General features: G+C 66.9%; 16 protein-coding genes. 9 read left to right on the forward strand and 7 right to left on the reverse strand.

All coding sequences use genetic code 11. The annotated features are described in order from the left end of the window. The first annotated feature begins 102 nt into the window (after positions 1 to 102). From ftsH to ACWPKK_RS07110, 4 genes are all read left to right on the forward strand, one after another. Positions 103 to 1,884 carry an ATP-dependent zinc metalloprotease FtsH gene (gene ftsH / locus ACWPKK_RS07095; RefSeq protein WP_452002238.1) on the forward strand — a complete coding sequence of 594 codons (1,782 nt, stop codon included), beginning with the start codon at positions 103 to 105 and terminating at the stop codon, positions 1,882 to 1,884. Between the two features lie 153 nt (positions 1,885 to 2,037). Next, entirely contained in the window at positions 2,038 to 2,838 is an 801-nt protein-coding gene (locus tag ACWPKK_RS07100; RefSeq protein WP_452002241.1) for a substrate-binding periplasmic protein, read from the forward strand. Beyond that, positions 2,835 to 4,406 carry a SpoIIE family protein phosphatase gene (locus ACWPKK_RS07105; protein ID WP_452002244.1) on the forward strand — a complete coding sequence of 524 codons (1,572 nt, stop codon included), beginning with the start codon at positions 2,835 to 2,837 and terminating at the stop codon, positions 4,404 to 4,406. The genes ACWPKK_RS07100 and ACWPKK_RS07105 overlap by 4 nt, the downstream gene beginning before the upstream one ends. Positions 4,407 to 4,608: 202 nt before the next feature. After that, positions 4,609 to 5,370: a response regulator transcription factor gene (locus ACWPKK_RS07110; protein ID WP_324865769.1), complete on the forward strand. Its 762-nt coding sequence runs from the start codon at positions 4,609 to 4,611 to the stop codon at positions 5,368 to 5,370. Position 5,371: 1 nt separating this feature from the next. Here the strand turns inward: ACWPKK_RS07110 and ACWPKK_RS07115 are convergent, their stop codons facing one another. The 4 genes from ACWPKK_RS07115 to ACWPKK_RS07130 are packed head-to-tail and all read right to left on the reverse strand — an operon-like array spanning position 5,372 to position 9,239. Further along, positions 5,372 to 6,397, reverse strand: coding sequence for a sensor histidine kinase (locus ACWPKK_RS07115; RefSeq protein ID WP_452002247.1), 1,026 nt, complete (start codon positions 6,395 to 6,397; stop codon positions 5,372 to 5,374). Beyond that, entirely contained in the window at positions 6,394 to 6,792 is a 399-nt protein-coding gene (locus ACWPKK_RS07120) for a DUF1987 domain-containing protein (RefSeq protein ID WP_324865765.1), read from the reverse strand. The genes ACWPKK_RS07115 and ACWPKK_RS07120 overlap by 4 nt, the downstream gene beginning before the upstream one ends. A gap of 23 nt (positions 6,793 to 6,815) precedes the next feature. After that, positions 6,816 to 7,460, reverse strand: coding sequence for a SiaB family protein kinase (locus ACWPKK_RS07125; RefSeq protein ID WP_452002251.1), 645 nt, complete (start codon positions 7,458 to 7,460; stop codon positions 6,816 to 6,818). 9 nt (positions 7,461 to 7,469) lie between these two features. Next, the gene (locus ACWPKK_RS07130) at positions 7,470 to 9,239 is read right to left on the reverse strand and encodes an ATP-binding response regulator (protein ID WP_452002253.1); all 1,770 of its coding nucleotides are present in this window, start codon (positions 9,237 to 9,239) and stop codon (positions 7,470 to 7,472) included. A gap of 572 nt (positions 9,240 to 9,811) precedes the next feature. Between ACWPKK_RS07130 and ACWPKK_RS07135 the strand changes: the two genes are divergently transcribed. Next, positions 9,812 to 11,446, forward strand: a complete 1,635-nt coding sequence (locus tag ACWPKK_RS07135; protein WP_452002256.1) for a sensor histidine kinase — start codon at positions 9,812 to 9,814, stop codon at positions 11,444 to 11,446. 9 nt (positions 11,447 to 11,455) lie between these two features. On the opposite strand, the gene hisE is transcribed toward ACWPKK_RS07135, so the two are convergent. Next, the gene (gene hisE / locus ACWPKK_RS07140; protein ID WP_452002258.1) at positions 11,456 to 11,845 is read right to left on the reverse strand and encodes a phosphoribosyl-ATP diphosphatase; all 390 of its coding nucleotides are present in this window, start codon (positions 11,843 to 11,845) and stop codon (positions 11,456 to 11,458) included. 262 nt (positions 11,846 to 12,107) lie between these two features. On the opposite strand from hisE, the gene ACWPKK_RS07145 reads away from it, so the two are divergent. Further along, positions 12,108 to 12,302 (forward strand): hypothetical protein, encoded by a 195-nt coding sequence (locus ACWPKK_RS07145; protein WP_149221842.1) that lies wholly within the window; start codon positions 12,108 to 12,110, stop codon positions 12,300 to 12,302. A 41-nt stretch (positions 12,303 to 12,343) separates the two neighbouring features. Next, the gene (locus ACWPKK_RS07150; RefSeq protein WP_324865754.1) at positions 12,344 to 12,541 is read left to right on the forward strand and encodes a hypothetical protein; all 198 of its coding nucleotides are present in this window, start codon (positions 12,344 to 12,346) and stop codon (positions 12,539 to 12,541) included. Between the two features lie 139 nt (positions 12,542 to 12,680). Here the strand turns inward: ACWPKK_RS07150 and ACWPKK_RS07155 are convergent, their stop codons facing one another. Further along, positions 12,681 to 13,385: a Crp/Fnr family transcriptional regulator gene (locus ACWPKK_RS07155; RefSeq protein WP_452002261.1), complete on the reverse strand. Its 705-nt coding sequence runs from the start codon at positions 13,383 to 13,385 to the stop codon at positions 12,681 to 12,683. A 221-nt stretch (positions 13,386 to 13,606) separates the two neighbouring features. Between ACWPKK_RS07155 and ACWPKK_RS07160 the strand changes: the two genes are divergently transcribed. Both ACWPKK_RS07160 and ACWPKK_RS07165 read left to right on the forward strand, forming a co-directional pair. Beyond that, entirely contained in the window at positions 13,607 to 14,008 is a 402-nt protein-coding gene (locus ACWPKK_RS07160) for a hypothetical protein (protein ID WP_014247954.1), read from the forward strand. Between the two features lie 82 nt (positions 14,009 to 14,090). Beyond that, a complete protein-coding gene (locus tag ACWPKK_RS07165) occupies positions 14,091 to 14,906 on the forward strand; it encodes a DUF502 domain-containing protein (protein ID WP_452002263.1) in 816 nt (271 codons plus the stop codon). Here ACWPKK_RS07165 and recG read toward each other — a convergent pair. Further along, on the reverse strand, positions 14,858 to 16,939 hold the full coding sequence (gene recG, locus ACWPKK_RS07170; RefSeq protein WP_452002266.1) for an ATP-dependent DNA helicase RecG: 2,082 nt from the start codon (positions 16,937 to 16,939) through the stop codon (positions 14,858 to 14,860). The two genes, ACWPKK_RS07165 and recG, sit on opposite strands and share 49 nt — an antisense overlap. Positions 16,940 to 17,014 lie beyond the last annotated feature (75 nt).

Genomic DNA, 17,014 nt, shown 5'->3' on the forward strand with positions numbered 1-17,014 from the left:
TCAAAGAAGGGACCGGGGGCGTTAACGGTTGCCGCGGCGGCGGCATGTCCCGCATCAATGTCATAGACCGAAAGCCAGTCCCTATCTTTTCGCGGAGCCGAGATGCCCACGCTGCCGAAACGCCCGATGATTGCGCTTGCCGTCCTGGCCGCCCTGCTGGCCGCGTGGCTCGGATTCGCGGCGTGGTACGATCACAGCCGGCGGGCGGACGAACAGCCGGCAACCTACAGCGCGCTGATCGAACGGGCCGGCCGTGGCGAGATCGAGTCCGTCACCTTCTCCAGCGGCACGGGCCATGCGATCGCCACCGACGGCAGCCGATATCGCATCGTGATGCCGGTGACCGACGACCTGCTGAAGGAGATGCGCAGCCACAAGGTCGCCATCGCCTTCGACGAGGGGCCGGACGGGCTGATGGCGCAGACGGTCCGCGTGCTCGACCGCGCGGCTCCCTTCCTGGTGGTGGCCTTGCTGGTCGGCGGGCTGCTGCTCAGCGGCGGTCAGTTCTTCGGCATGGGACGCGCCACCCGTGTGCGCCCGGAGGACACCAACACCGTGTTCGCCGACGTGGCAGGCGTGGACGAGGCGAAGGAGGAGCTGCGCGAAACGGTGCAGTTCCTGAAGGACCCGCGCCGCTTCGCCATGGCAGGCGCCCGCGTGCCCAAGGGCATCCTGCTGGTCGGCCCGCCCGGCACCGGAAAGACCATGCTGGCCAAGGCCGCGGCGGGCGAGGCCGGCGTGCCCTTCTTCGCCGCATCGGGTTCCGATTTCGTCGAGATGTTCGTCGGATTGGGCGCGGCGCGCGTCCGCAACCTGTTCAAGACCGCCCGCGCCAGCGCGCCCTGCATCCTGTTCATCGACGAGATCGACGCGCTGGCCGGCAAGCGCGGCGAATCGAACAGCCATTCGGAACGCGAGCAGACGCTGAACCAGCTGCTGGTCGAGATGGACGGCATCGTGGAGGGCGGCGACGTGGTGGTGATCGCCGCCACCAACCGGTCGGAGATGCTGGACGCCGCGGTGTTGCGCCCCGGCCGCTTCGACCGTCACATCCATGTCAGCCTGCCCGACGTGGCCGGGCGCGAGGCCATCCTGGGCGTCCATGCGGGGAGGCTGACGCTGGCCCCCGACGTCTGCGCCCGCACCGTGGCGCGCGGCACCCCCGGCTTCTCCGGCGCCGAACTCGCCAACCTGACCAACGAGGCCGCCCTGTCGGCGGCGCGTCAGGGCCGGGTCGTCGTCACGATGTCGGATTACGAAGCTGCCAAGGATCGCGTGCTGATGGGCACCGAGCGCCGCAGCCTCGTCCTGTCGGCGCACGAACGGCGGCTGATCGCGGTCCATGAGGCCGGCCATGCGCTGGTGTCCCTGCGCTGCCCGCAGGCCGACCCGATCCACAAGGCCACCATCATCCCGCGCGGCGGCGCGCTGGGCATGGTGGTGCGGCTGCCGGAGGGCGACCGCGTGTCGGTGTCCCGCGCCAAGCTGATGGCGGACATCGCCGTCGCCATGGCGGGTCGGGCGGCGGAGGAAATCGTCTTCGGCCACGATCACGTCACCACCGGTGCGGAGGCCGACTTCCGCGCCGCCACTGACCTTGCCCGCCGCATGGTCACGGCCTGGGGGATGAGCGAGGAGATCGGCTATGTCGCCCATGCCGCCGCCGAGCCGGGCGCCCGGTCCGAGCGTACCGCATGGCGCATCGACGAGGAGGTCCGCCGCATCACCGACGAAGGCATGGAGCATGCCCGCCGCCTGCTGCGCACCGACCGCGCCGCGCTCGACGGCATCGCCAAGGCCCTGTTGGAGCGCGAGACCCTGAGCGGAAGCGAGATCACCGAACTCGCCGACAGCCAGCAGGAGCGTGCGACGGAAGCGGCCTGAGATCACGGTACTTGGGAATGGCACGGCCGACAGCTTCGGCCCGTCCGTTTACCGACACCCGTCCAGCGACAGGAAATGTCCCGCATTGCGGCATGGGAGCATACCGGGGTAGATTAATCCGGATCGGAATGGGGTAGCACGAGGGGGGACGCGATGACGGGACCGCTATCCCGCCGCACGGTTCTGCGGACCGCGCTGCCCCTCCTCGCCTCCCTGCCCCTGCTGGCTGGCCGCACTGCCGCGGCGCATACGGTGCCCGGCGATGCTTTGGGCGTCGTCAGGGTCGGCGCCTACGAATTTCCCCCTTACGTCGACGAGACGGGCGGCGGCGTTACCCGCGACCTGCTGGACCTGTTCAACGCCGCCCAGTCTGAACTCCGGTTCGAAATGGTCCACACCGCGCCGCAGCGGCGGTACGACGACCTGGAACAAGGGCGGTTCGACATGATCGCCTTCGAATGCCGCAATTGGGGCTGGCAAGGCCGGCCGGTCGAGGCCAGCCGGCCCTTCCTGAGCGACGCCGAGGTGTTCATCGCCCGTGCAGCCCCCGGAATCGACCAGCGCTATTTCGATGACCTGTCCGGCAAGTCGATTCTCGGACGGCTGGGGTTCCACTACGCCTTCGCCGGGTTCGAGGCCGACCCGAAGATCCTCGAACAGCGCTTCCGCACCCGTGTGACGGTGACGCATGAGGGCAACGTCCGCAGCGTCGTTGCCGGCCGTGCCGATCTCGCCATCGTCACCCGCTCCTTCCTGACCCGCTTCTTGCAGCGCGAGCCCGAACTGGCGCGGCAGCTGGTGGTGTCGGAGCGCACCGACCAGATCTACGAGCACACCATCCTGACGCGCCGGGGCGCAGCCGTCGCGACCGCCTGGCTCGATTCGCTGCTCGACCGGCTTGCCGCGGACGGGCGCCTGGAGATGCTGTGGCGGCGGAGCGGGATCCTGTCGTGAGGCGCCGCTCCTCCCTGCTGGCACGGGTGACCGGAGCCATCCTGCTGACGACCGCGACCATCGGATCGGCGGCCGTGCTGCTGTCGGAGTGGATCGTGGAGGGTCAGCGCCACCAGGACCTGCTGCGCCGGGCCGAACTGGTCGCGGCGACCCAGGCCGACGCGCTGAGCGGCCCGGTGTGGGAACTGGACAACCGCAGCGCCCAGCGGATGATCGAAGCACTGACCGGGCGCGATTCCGCCATCCGCTCCATCACGGTTTTCGAGACCGACCGCGACGTGCCGCTGGCCGGGATCGGCGTCGGCGGCGAGGACGACGCCGAACGCATCACCGTCGAACGGCCGATCGTCCTGCACGGGCGCGAGGGACGGGTCCAGACGGTGGGAACCCTGCGGATCGCCTATTCGACGGCGGAGGTCCGGCAGGCAACCTTGGATGCGCTGGTGCCGGTAGTCGGGCTGCTGGTGCTGTCGCTGCTGGGGGCGATGGCGGTGCTGGGCCTGACGCTGAACCGCATGGTGCTGCGCCCGCTGCGCCTGCTGACCCAATTGGCCAGCGCCATGGCGCGCGGCGACTATGGCGCCCGCATGGATACCGGCCGCACCGATGAGATCGGCGTGCTGGCGGAAGGCTTCAACCGCATGGCGGCCACCGTGCAGGACCACACCAGCACGCTGGAAAGCCGGGTCCGCGAACGGACCGAGGCACTGGCCGCCACCAACCGCGCCATCATGGACAGCATCAACTATGCGCAACTGATCCAGTCCGCCATCCTGCCGTCCAACGACGCGCTGTCGGCCGGCCTCACCGAGCATTTCGTCCTGTGGCGCCCGCGCGACGTGGTCAGCGGCGATTTCTATGTCTGCCGGGAGGTGCCGGACGGATACGTCGTCGCGGTCGCCGACTGCACGGGGCACGGCGTGCCCGGCGCCTTCATGACGATGACCGCCAGCGCGATGCTGAACAACGCACTGGACCTTCTGGGCGCGTCCGACCCGGCAGCGGTGCTAGCCGCCGTCGACCGCAAGGTCCGCGCCGCCCTGCACCAGGAGGGAGAAGCCCGCAACGGAGCCGAGTGCTTCGACAACGGCCTTGATCTCGCGCTCTGCCATATCCGGCCCGCCGAAGGGAGGCTGGTTTATGCCGGCGCGCGCATTCCCCTGCTGATCGTCACCGACGACGGGGTGGTGGAGCTGCGCGGCGACCGGCGCAGCCTGGGCTACCGTCCGGCCTGGCAGTCCGCCGGGCGGTGTGGAGCCGAGTCGTCCTTCACGAATCACGGCATTCTCCTGCGACCGGGCCAGACCTTCATCCTGGGGACCGACGGACTGGCCGATCAGAGCGGCGGCGAACGCGGACGCAGCTTCGGCAGAGCCCGCCTGCGGGACATGCTCCGGCAGGGTGGCACCGGCCCGCTGGAACGGCTGAAATCGGAGTTGGAATCCTCCCTCGACCGCTTTCAGTCGGGCCGCGAACAGCGCGACGACATCACATTGTTCGGGTTCCGCGTGCGGCTGACCGACGCAGCGGCCGTTCCCCAACCGGGATCCGGCCGTCGGGCCGCATGAAAGGCCTGGACCGTTTGCGCGAATCTGTTACAGAGATGTCACCTTTTGTGACAGGTTGTGACGCGCCATCTGCGATAGGTCAGGAACAGGTTCACAGGTCGCTTTCGAGGCCCATCAACTTTGTTTTAAAATTTAGGCATCCTAGGGTATGTTCCACCCGTTGGAGTGGTGTGCATAGGCGTGGCAGCAGGGAGAGCACGGCATGGCAGGTCCGACGATCGTCGTGGTCGAAGATGAGAGTTCGCTCCGGTCCGACATGGTGGAATACCTGACGGGCTGCGGATTTCATGCGATCGGCGCACGCGACGGTGCGGAACTCGACCGTCTGCTCCAGAGCAACAACGCGTCCATCGTGGTCCTGGATGTGAACCTGCCGGACGAGGACGGATTCAAGATCGCGGCACGTCTGCGCGACGGCCATGGCGCCGGCATCATCATGGTCACCGCCCGCAGCTCCACCGTCGACCGCGTGGTCGGGCTGGAGATCGGCGCCGACGCCTATCTGGTGAAGCCGGTCGAATTGCGCGAACTCGAAGCGCAGGTAAAGTCGCTGCTGCGCCGACTGAGCGAGCGTGCCGCCGAGTCGGCGGTCCAGGCCGCCGGTGCCGCCGCACCAGCCGACTCCGTCCATGACGGCGCCGACGAAGCGCGCTGGTCGCTCGACCCCACGGAATGGAGCCTGACCAACCCGGCCGGCATCCGCATCAGCCTGACCAGCATGGAAATGAAGCTGACCAGCCTGTTGGCCACCCAGGCGCGCAAGCCGGCGACTCGCGACCAGATCTCCCAGGCTCTGTACAATCGCCGCTGGAACCCGGAAGACCGTTCCATCGACACCGTCGTCGGCCGCCTGCGCCACAAGGTGGAGGGCGCCATCGGCGGCCCTGCCCCGCTGAAGTCGGTGCATGGCGTCGGCTATGTCTTCTCCGCTCCGATCCGGGTGGTGGGTGCGGCACAGGGATAAGTCAGTCCTGACCCGGCGTCCGGCGCGGGAACAGCAGCGTGAAGCTGGTGCCGCGGTCCGGCACGCTGTCCACCGTGATCGATCCCTTCAGAACGCCGACCACCAGATTGTGGACGATGTGCAGCCCCAGCCCGCTGCCACCGCGCCCGCGCCGGGTGGTAAAGAATGGCTCGAACACCCGGGCGCGGTGCTCTTCGCTCATGCCGCGGCCATTGTCGGTGAAGCACAGTCGGACGGTATCCAGAGTCGGAAGATCCACCGTGATCGCCATGTCGCCCGGCCGGCCATCGGCAAAGGCATGGGTCAGGGCGTTCATCACCAGGTTCGACAGGATCTGCGACAGCACGCCCGGATAGCTGTCCAATTCAAGGTCGCCGGGGCAGCTCACCGCCACCGCATGGCCGGACGGCCGAAGCTTCGGCTGCAGGCTGACCAGCGTATCCTGGATATAGGCGGCAAGATTGACGCCGCGCCTCTCCGCGCTGGCCCGGTCGACCGCAACCTGCTTGAAGCCGGCGATCAACTGCGACGCCCGTTCGCAATTGCCCAGGATGAGGTCGGTGGTGTCGATTGCGGTGGTGAGATAGCGGGCGAACTCCGCCTTTCCCAATTCCCCTTCCTCCGCCCGGCGGCGCAAGGCCTGGGTCGCATCGGCAAGATGGGACGCGCAGGAAACGGCGATCCCGACCGGCGTGTTGATCTCGTGCGCGACCCCGGCGACCAGTGCCCCGAGGGAAGCCAGCTTTTCCGACTGGACCATCGCCTCCTGCGCCTCGCGAAGGCTTTCCAGCGCGGCTTCAGCCTCGCTGCGCCGGCGTTCCAGTTCGTGGTTGGCGTCGCTCAACTGGGCCTGCAGGCGGTCGCTGACCCGCACCAGCCGCTGCTGCTCCCGCGTGCTGAGTTCGAAGGCGGCGACGAGTTCGCGGTAATCGGACAGGCACTGCGGTGCCAGCGCCTCCAGCCTCTTCTCAAGCGCGCGGGCCTTGGCGAGCGCCTCCTCCTCAGCAGCGAAGAGGTTGAAGCTCATGGGCTGCCCCCGGCGGGGATCTCCCGCATCCGGAAGACGACATGCCGCAGATCCTCGGCAAAATCCTCGCCCAGTTCGCGCATGGACTCGTCGTTTTCCTCCACGCACCAGGTCAACGTCACCGGCCGGCCGGCCTTCGCCACGGTCTCCAGCATCTGGAAGATGTTCATCAACGCTTTGGCGCTGGAACTGTTGAAATACAGCAATTCCATGTCGAAACGGATCGGACCGCCATCGGGGCGGGCCAGATAGCCACGCAGCGCGTCGAACACCGGGCCGAAGAATCCGGCGACGTCGTCGGGATATGATTCGCCGGTCATTCGTAAATGGCCGCCGGCGAAGTCGAAGGAGACGCCCGGCGTGCGTCCGGTGGCGGGGATGGTCAGGCTGTCCATGGCTCGTCGCTCGGTTCGGCCGCTCAGACGCGGACCTTGAGGCAGAAGAAGCTGCGGTCCGCGTCCATCGCGTTGAAATCATAGTCGATGGGATCGCTGGCCCGCCGGGCGATCTCGATCAGTCCCAGGGTCGCGCCGCGACTGCCGTCGTCCGGTTCCTCCCGAAGCTGTTCACGGTAGTAGCTCTTGATGCCGTTGCGGTCGAGGCTCTTCAGATGGTCCAGCCGCTGCTTCAGGCGCGGAACGTCGCCATTCCGCACGGTGTTGCCGCAGACGATGAAGACCTTGCCGTCCTCCACCCCGATGGTCACCATTCCGGCGCTGAGTTCGACCGCGCGGCCGGCGCTGCCCGACATCTTTTCCGCCGAATAGCGGATGATGTTCTGCATCTGCTCGACAAAGACGGAGAAGACCCGACGGATGGTGGGACCGTCTGCCTCTTCCAGAGCCATCTTTTCCCGCAACGCCTCACCCAGGGAGTAAAGTATCCCTTCCGACAAGTATCCGCTGAAGGAAAACAGAATACCTTTGTCATCCAGATCGCGTTTTATCGCCGCATACTGCTGTGCAAGCATGGGAGCCGCCGGATTTTCCGTCAGTGCCGGACATGTGCCGACTATCTCATTCCTTATGCCAAAGGGCCATACCCTTTCGAACAGGCGCGTCATCGGGTACCATCACACCGGCAATACGACCCGGAAGGTCGATCCCTTGCCGAGTTCGCTGTCCACCGCCACCGCACCGCCATGAAGCAGGACGATCTGCTGCACCGTGTGCAGTCCGATGCCGGTCCCCGGAATGCCCGAGGCGCCGGAGCCGCGGAAGAAGCGGTCGAACAGGCGGGGTATCTCCGGATCCGGGATGCCCCGGCCATGGTCGGTCACCTCGATCACGGCCATGGCGCCGTCCGTATCGCCATGCAGCAGGATCGGGCCGCCCGGTCCGGAATATTTGACCGCGTTGTTGATCAGATTGGTCAGAACCAGCCCGATAAGATGGGCATCGATTTCCACGCGACGCGGCAACCCATCCAGTTCCATCCGGAATTCACGGTCCGGATAGGCAACCCGGAAGGGACGCACGACGCTGCGGATCAGATCGGGAAGATCGACCTCCGCGCGTTCGAGCACCAGCGCGTTGCCCTGCAGCCGTTCGTCGGTCAGATGGGCGTCGATCAGGCCGGTCAGGCGCTGGACGCTGCCACGGATCACCGCCAGCCTTTCCAGCATCTCCGGCTCCACCTGTTCCGCCTTCATGGCAAGCAGTTGGGCTGCACTGTCGATGATGGCGAGCGGGGTGCGGAACTCGTGGCTGACCATGCCCAGGAACTGGCGCTGGCGGTCGCGCGCCAGCAATTCGCACTCCAGCGCACGCTCCACCCGTTCCTTGGCCAGGATCAGCGCCTTCTGGTTGGCGGCCAGTTCGTTGGTGCGCTCCTCCACGCGCCGCTCGAGCGAGCGGTTCAGCGCCACAAGCTCCTCATACAGGCAGACATTGTCGAAGCCGATCGCGACACGGTTGCAGAACAGCTCCAGCAACCGGTGCTCGTCGGGGGTGTAGGGCTCCGCCCGCTCCAGCCGGAAGACGGTCACGCCATGCTCGCGCGTGCGGAAAACCAGAACACAACGGTCGTCCCGGTACAGGTTGCGCTGGCTCCCCAACGCATCCTCGACCTCCGCCGCCGCGTCGGCCGGAAGAACGTCGGCAACGGGCATCCCGATGCTGCGGGCGAACTCCCCGAGTCCGGCCACCAGCGCGACCGACCGGCTGCCGTCACCGCGCTCCAGCGGCCGGCAGGCAAGCACGGAGGGTGTACCGCCCGGGTCGACGAGGCGGGCAATCTGCTCCACCAGCTGTTCGACGAAGGCGCGCATCGACCGCATTTCGAACAGGGAGGCCGATGCACTGAGGATCCGCTCCAGCCCCTGCCTGTTGCGTTCGATCGTCACAATGTCGCGCCACGCCCGCAGCGCGCTGACCAGCGTGGTGAACAGGCGCTGCGCCGTCAGCTCGCTCTTGGCCTTATAGTCGTTGATGTCATAACCGACGATGACGTCGCGCTCCGGCGCCTGCCCGGGCTGGCCGGTACGCAGGATGATGCGCATGCGCTGGTTTCCCAGCTCCTCCCGAATGTGGCGGACCAGCCTGAGACCGGCGTCCTCCGTCTCCATCACCACGTCCAGCAGGGCGACGGGAAGGTCCGGCCGCAGCGCCAGCACCGCCTTCGCCTCTTCCGCCGACAGGGCGCTGACCACCTCGAAGGGACGGCCGTCGAAGTCGAAATCGCGCAGGAGCACCGCGGTCATGGCATGAACCTGCGGGTCGTCGTCCACCACCAGGATGGGCCAGGGCAAGCCGGACTGCCGTTGAGGACGAACCGCCATGACGGTCCCGTCCTCCGGACCGAACAGCAACTCGTCGTCCGGTCCGCCATCCATCCCCATCATGCCCCCACCTCCCCGTAACCCGCGCAGGTTGGCCCCGGCCCTCCCGCCTGGCCTGCCTGTAGGACGTTCAGGTGCAATGGAAGCATTGTACGTTGCCGCTTCCAAGTCCGATTCGGCTCCTTCGCTAGCATTCGTTTCAATTTGTCGCATATGACCGAAGATTGTCGCCGGGCGTTGACAATCTTCGGGAAGAAGATGCCGCCAGGGACAGCGACGGAAGCTTCCGTAGGGAAAGGTTTAGGGTATTTACGACCACCGGGTTGCCACCCAGCAACGTCGCGCCTCTGCGCATCTTTTTCCCATGGGCCCGGATGGTTTCCTTCCGCGCCCCCTGCCCCTGCGCGCCGTACGGTGATGTCCCCACTCCACGGCCCGACCATAGCGGGATAACCATCCCACCTAAATCCCTACATGGTTGTAGGATGACGGGAGTGGGAGGTTGCGCTATGCTTGAACGTAACCATCGCCCTCCATCAACGGAACGCCACGACCAGATGACCCCTGCCGGCTTCGAACAGGATGCACGCGCCGCCGGGACTCCGATACCCGTGCAAGGGCCGGATGCGGTTCGAATGGAACGCAAGGCCGCCTCGCCGGCAGTCCTGGCGCTGCTGGCGGTCGCCCTTGCCCTGGCGGTCGCGATGCTGGCGATTGCCGCCCACCAGTACCGCAGTCAGGTGATGGCGGAGGCGGAGAGCCGCAGCACCGCGATCGCCCGCGTGCTGGAAGAACATGCGGCGAAGACTCTCGGCATCCATGCCATGACGCTGTCCCATCTGGAATGGATGGTCGACGATCTGGGATGGGAGCGGATAGACGGTTCCCCCCTGCTGCACGAACGGCTGAAGACGCTGGCGTCGCAAACGCCGGAGGTTCAGTCCTACTGGATTACCGACGAGACGGGACGTGTCCGCGCCAGCAGTTTCGAATGGCCGATGCGCGTGCTGAGCGCCGCCGACCGCGAGTATTTCCGCGCCCATCTCGGTGCCGGCGACGCCATCCATATCGGCCCGCGGCTGAGCGGCAAGATCAACTCGGAAATCTTCTTCACTCTCAGCCGCCGGATGGAATTGCCCGGCAACCGGTTCCAGGGCGTGGTGCAGATTTCTCTTCTGCCGGGCTATTTCGCCGATTTCTACCGGTCGGTCCTGCATGATCCGCGCGACGTCATCCTGCTTCTGCGCGAAGATGGCCGGGCGATCGTCCGGGAACCCCTGGGCAGTGCCCCGGACCGCGCCGACATCGGCCAGTTTCCGGAACTGGTCACCACGCCTGACGCGAACGGCACCTTCCGCGCCGTGACCTCCTTCGACGGGGTGGAACGGGTGCTGGCCCGCCGCAAGGTGCCGAATCTCCCGGTGTATGTGGTCTATGGCACCGATATCGCCTCCATCGAAGCGGCATGGCGCAACCGGGTCGAGCCTTATGCCCTGTTCGCCGTTCCATCAATCGGACTGCTCGGACTGCTTGGCGTCATCGCGCTACGCCGGTCGCGGCAGGCCGCAGACGCGCAGGAAGCGTTGCGCCGCTCCAACGAAGCGCTGGAGAGCCGCATCGCCGAGCGCACCCACCACCTGGACCAGGCGCTGGCGGACAAGGAGGTGCTGCTGCGCGACATCCATCACCGGGTGAAGAACAATCTTCAGGTCATTCTCAGCCTGTTGGAATTGCAGGCCCAGCGCTCGCCGGAACTGGAGGCGCCGTTCAGCGAAGCGCTGAGCCGTATCAACACCATGGGACTGATCCATGAGCAGATCTACCGCTCGACCGGGGTGTCCTCGGTCCGGCTCGACAATTTCATCGAGGCGTTGATCGGCCATCTCGGCAGTTTCCACAGGCGTCCGGGTCGGGAGATCGCCATTCATCACGACGTGGAACCGGTTGCCGTCGATTTGAACAGGGTGGTTCCCTTCGCCCTGATCCTGAACGAGGTGCTGTCGAACGCCTTCAAGCATGCCTTTGCGGATCGCTGTTCCGGCACCATCACCATCACCGTCACGGCGGAAGACGGCATGCTGCACCTGGCGGTGGCGGACGACGGCACAGGCACCCCCGAACCGGAGCCGGCGGCTGAGCCGGGACGGCGCTCCATGGGTATGGATCTGATCCGCGCCTTCGCCCGGCAGATTCGCGGCGAGTACCGCTTCACCCGCACCGACGGCACGCGCTTCGATCTCGTCTTCCCGCAGGAGGACGAGACGTCCTGACGGCGCGGCTCAGCGCTTGCCGCGTTTGGCCGCTGCGGCTCCCACCCCGTTGATCGGATCGTCGGACTTCGGCAGTTTTTCCGCGATCCCGAAGGCCAGTTCCCGCCGGCGCAGTTCCGCCAGGATTTCGTCGGGCGCGATGTCCAAGTCTGCCAGCAGGACGACGAGGTTGTAGAGAAGGTCGGCTCCCTCCATCACCAGCGCGTCGCGGTCGCCGCGCATGGCCTCGATCGCCACTTCGATCGCTTCCTCCCCCACCTTGCGCGCCATGCGGGCACGCCCCTGCGCCAGCAGCTTGGCCGTGCGAGAGGCTTCGGGAGCGGCGGAAGGTTCGCGCCGCAGGGTTTGCACGGCATCGTACAAGCTGCGAAGCGGATCGGGACCGATGTATTGAACCATGGACTTGAAGTCGTTTTTTCAGCCTGGACTGTCAAGACGTTGGTTGATCGTTCAAACATTTCAGCCGCGCTGTGGGAGCACCCCCGACGGGCCGATCGGCCGCATAAGGTTTGTGTAACTGATTAATTGGTGCGCCAATGATCTGATCAAGAAAATCTCGGTGCAGCTGTAATTTTTGCAGCAGCCAGCAATGCAGAGGAAGCGTATTTGGCATTGGGTATACCAGTATATAGTCTCCTCACCAGCTTGATGGAGACCGATCATGACCACCACCACTTTCCAGCCCGGCACCGACAACCACGCTTCGACCGATGCCCTGCACGCCGTCGCCGAATTCCCGGTGGCCTGGTTCGAAGCCACCCCTGCTTATCTGGTCCTGCGCCCGGTCGCGGCCTTCCTGCGCGAATGGGTCGCCGCCACCCCGGCCGGCATCGTCCTCGGCCTGCTGAAGCACTGATCCCACCGCCGACCTTCCCGCCTTCTTCAACGGAGACCATCATGAGCAGCCTCAGCCTTCATCGCGGTGATCAAGACATCCATGGCGACGGCCTGTCGCTGCATCCGGTCCGCGATTTCATCGCCGACTGGTTGGAAGCCACCCCGGCGGCCATCGTGATGCGTCCGGTCGGCATCTTCCTGGCGGACTGGGTGCAGGCAACCCCCATGGCGATCCTGTTCCGCTCGCTGCAGCGCTGACCTCGGCGCAGCACATCGACCGGAACCGAAAGGCGACCGCGGCACTGCCCGTTCTTACGGGCGGCCGCGGCCTTTTCATTTTTGGGCCGGTCCATTTTCAGAGTTGGGTTGCAACAGGCTGAGCCCCGATTTCGGCGCGTCACACGCCGCCGCGGACATCCTCGACCAGCAGTTCCAGCTTCGGCAGATCGCGCACCACCAGTGCATCGGAGCGCCGTTCCAGAACACCGTCGCGGGTCAGATCGCTCAGCACGCGGGCAACGGTCTCACGGGTCGTGCTGACGCGGGCGGCGATGTCGGAATGAACCGGAATGGGGGCGATGATCGCCGAGGCCCCCCGCCGCGTGCCCCGTTTGGCAAGGCGCAGAAGCTCGGCATGGATGCGGTTGTTGGCACCCAGCGTCGACAGTTCCATGATGCGGTCGGTAGCGCTGCGCAGCTTGTCGCACAGCCGCAGCATCATCGCCATCGCCAGTTCGGGATGGGCAGCCACCAGCTGCTGGAAGGGCCGGGCCGGCAGGAAGGCGATCAAGGCTCCCTCCCCCAGCGCCACGACCGAGGCGGAGCGCGGCCGGCCGTCCAGCGCCGACATCTCCCCGACCAATTCCCCGCTTTCGATGTCGCTGAAGCTCACCTCGCGCCCGCCGGCGGAGTGGCTGACCACACGCACGCGCCCGTCCACAATGAAGGCCACGTCACGGGTTTCCGCCCAATGGTCGATCAACTGCTCGTCCGGGGCGAAGCGGCGCCAGCGGCATTGGCGCGCCACGTCCGACCGCTGCTCCGCGGTCAGCGGATGCAGCAGCGCGATGCGGTCCAGCCCGGCATGCGTCGCTTCGGGCACGGCCTCCAGGTTCGGCAACTCGGCTTTTGACACGGGACTGTTTCGGCCTCCGGCCCGGATTGCTTGTTGCGCGAAAGGATAGCTCGACCTGCACAAAGGGGGAAGGCGTTGTGACCAATGGCCGGTGTCAACCCTCCGTTAACGCTGAACGGGCAGAAGGAACTCAGATCCCGCCAATCAGTCCCCCCTCCGCCCTCTCACCTGCTGCCGGAGCGTCGATCATGCCTAGCCTGTTCCCCGTGCCCACCGCCCGCCGCGTCGATTCCCAGCGCCTGCTGTCGGTCGCCCTGATCCCCCTTGCCGCTTCCATCGCCATGGCCAGCACGGTCGCCGCCACCGGCTTCACTGCCAGCCCGCTGGGCGAATCGACCAGCACGCTCGGCTTCCTTCTGGACTTCACCACATTCTGCTACCTGGCCGTCGCCATGGCTCACCTGTCTGGCGCGATCGCCGACCGCACCTGCGGCGGGATGGCCGCCGGCCTGTCGATGGACGAGTTCGACGCGCCGGAGCCGATCTCCGGCGAAGAGTTCTGGCAGGCCTTCCCCAACCATGTCGATGGCGCCGCCATCGCCGGGGCCGTCACCCTGCTGTGCGTGATCGCCGGATCGCTTGTCGGCTGACCCGTCCGCTCCACACGGCAGTTGAGAGCGGCGCGCGCTTGCCCCACTATGGCGCGGGCAGACGACAGGCGGATGGACAGGCGTGAGCGGAGATCAGAAGGACCTGAAGGCACAGGAAAAAGCCCAGCCGGCGGAGCCGGCGCGGCACCGCCGCGAGGGCATCGGCTTCATGGGGCGCCTGCGCGCCTATTTCCTGGCCGGCATCCTGGTCACCGCCCCCATCGCCATCACCGCCTATATCGCCTGCTGGTTCGTTTCGTTGATCGACGGCCATATCCGACCGCTGATCCCCAGCGCCTACAACCCTGAAAACTACCTGCCCTTCTCGATCCCCGGCCTTGGGCTGCTGGTGGTGATCGTCGTCGTCACGTTGATCGGCGCCTTCGCCGCCGGCTATGTCGGCCGGCTGGTTCTGGGCCTCGGCGAAGGGGTGGTCGGGCGCATGCCGGTCGTCCGCTCCGTCTATGGCGCGGTGAAGCAGATCTTCGAGACCGTGCTGGCCAAGAAATCCAACGCCTTCCGCGAAGTGGTGGTGATCCAGTATCCGCGCCCCGGCGTGTGGTCGCTGGGCTTCATCACCGGCAGCGCCCATCCGGAGGTGCAGTTGCAGTTGGCCGGACAGGCAGAGGACATGGTCAACGTCTTCATCCCCTGCGCGCCGCCCACCGCCGGCTATCTGGCGATGGTGCCGCGGCGCGAGGTGACCGCGCTGAACATGTCGGTCGAAGACGGCCTGAAGCTGGTGATGTCCGGCGGCATCGTCGTTCCGCCCGACCGCCGCCCCACCCTGGTGGAGCCGCCGGCCGGCCATGAACGGGATCAGGACCAGGATCAGGACGACGACCGGGATCAGCCCGACCGCAAGGTCTTGGCCGCCGCGTCGCGTTCGAAGAGGTAGAGCAGGGTCCGCAACGCCTGCCCGCGCGGGCTGGCGAGGTCGGGATCACGCTCCACCACCAGCCGGGCGTCGTCGCGCGCCACTGCCAGCAGATCACCGTGCACCGCCAGATCGGCCAGCCGGAATCCGGGCAGGCCGGACTGACGCGTCCCCAGCACCTCGCCGGCACCGCGCAGGCGCAAATCCTCTTCGGCGATGACGAAGCCGTCCTCGGTGTCTCGCAGCGTCTTCAGCCGCGCCCGCGCCGTCTCGGTCAGGTTCGACTCGAACAGCAGGAGGCAGCTCGACGGCTTCTCGCCGCGCCCGACCCGGCCGCGCAGCTGATGGAGCTGGGCGAGGCCGAAGCGCTCGGCATGCTCGATCACCATCACTGTCGCTTCCGGAACATTCACGCCCACCTCGATTACGGTGGTGGCGACCAGAACGTCGAGGTTGCCGGCGGCGAAAGCGGCCATCACCGCGTCCTTGTCCGGCCCGCGCATCTTGCCATGCACCAGCCCGACCCGGTCGCCGAAGGTGGCGCGCAGGAAAGCGTGGCGTTCGGTGGCGGCGGCGAGATCGCTCTGTTCCGATTCGTCGACCAGCGGGCAGACCCAATAGACCCTGGCGCCCTCCGCCACCTTGCGCTGGATGCCGTTGACCACCTCCTCCAGCCGGTCGAGAGCGATGGTGACGGTCTGCACCGGCTTGCGGCCGGCCGGCTTCTCGGTCAGGCGCGACACGTCCATGTCGCCGTAGGCGGTCAGCGTCAGGGTGCGCGGGATCGGCGTCGCGGTCATCACCAGCACGTCGACCGCCCGCCCCTTGGCCGAAAGCTGCAGGCGCTGATGGACGCCGAACCGGTGCTGTTCGTCGATCACCGCCAGCGCCAGATCCTTGAATGCGACATCCTCTTGGAACAGGGCATGGGTCCCGACCAGCAGCGGCAGTTCGCCCGACGCCAGCCGGTCGAGCACCGCCTGACGAGCCTTGCCCTTGTCGCGCCCGGTCAGCAGCCCGATCTCCACCCCCGCCGCCTTGCACAGGGGCGCGAGGCTCTCGGCATGCTGGCGGGCGAGGATCTCGGTCGGCGCCATCAGGGCGGCCTGGGCGCCGGCCTCCACCGCGTTCAGCATCGCCATCAGCGCGACGACGGTCTTGCCGCTGCCGACATCGCCCTGCAGCAGCCGCAGCATGCGCCGCTCGGCCGCCATGTCGGCGTAGATGTCCTCCAGCGATGCCGCCTGCGATCCGGTCAGCGAGAAGGGCAGCGCCGCCAGCGCGGCACGGCGCAGGCTGCCGTCGCCCTGCGTCACCCGCCCGGCCAGCCGTCGCTGGCTGGCCCGCACCAGCATCAGCGCCAGCTGGTTCGCCAGCAGCTCGTCATAGGCGAGGCGGCAGCGGATGGGCGCGGTGGCGGCAAGGTCGCCTTCGTCCTCCGGCGTGTGGGCGCGGGTCAGCGCCTCGGCCCAGGTCGGCCATTGCCGGCGGGCGAGCCAAGCCGGGTCCTGCCATTCGTCGAGCCGGGGGATATCGCCGAGTGCGGCGCGCACCGCCTTGCGCAGGGTCTTGGCCGGCAGGCCGGCGGTCATGGGATAGACCGGCTCCACCAGTTCCAGATCTTCCTTCGAATCGACCGGAACCACGGCATCGGGGTGGGTGATCTGGGCGGTGTCGTTGAACCACTCCACCTTGCCCGAGACCACCATGGTGGTCCCCGCCGGGATCTGCTTCGACAGCCAGTCGCCACGGATGTGGAAATACACCAGCTCCAAGACGCCGGTCTCGTCGGTGCAGCGGATCTTGTAGGGGTGGCGCGGGTTCACCGGCGGCGCGTGCGAATCGATGCGCACCGTCAGGGTGGCGATGCGGCCGTGCGGCGCCTGCGCGATCTTCGGCGAGAAGCGGCGGTCGACCACCCCGCAGGGCAGATGCCAGAGCAGATCGACCACATGGGCGCCGGCCAGCTTCTCCACCAGCTTGCCCAGACGGGGGCCGAGGCCGGGGAGTGCCGTGACCGGTTTGAACAGCGGAAACAGGATGGCGGGACGCACGGGCGGGACGCTATCGGGAAAGCCTTTGACGGCCTTCAGAAAGCCGGTTGGACGGGGCGGCGTCAAGGCCGCTGG

Source organism: Azospirillum largimobile, from assembly GCF_977007025.2.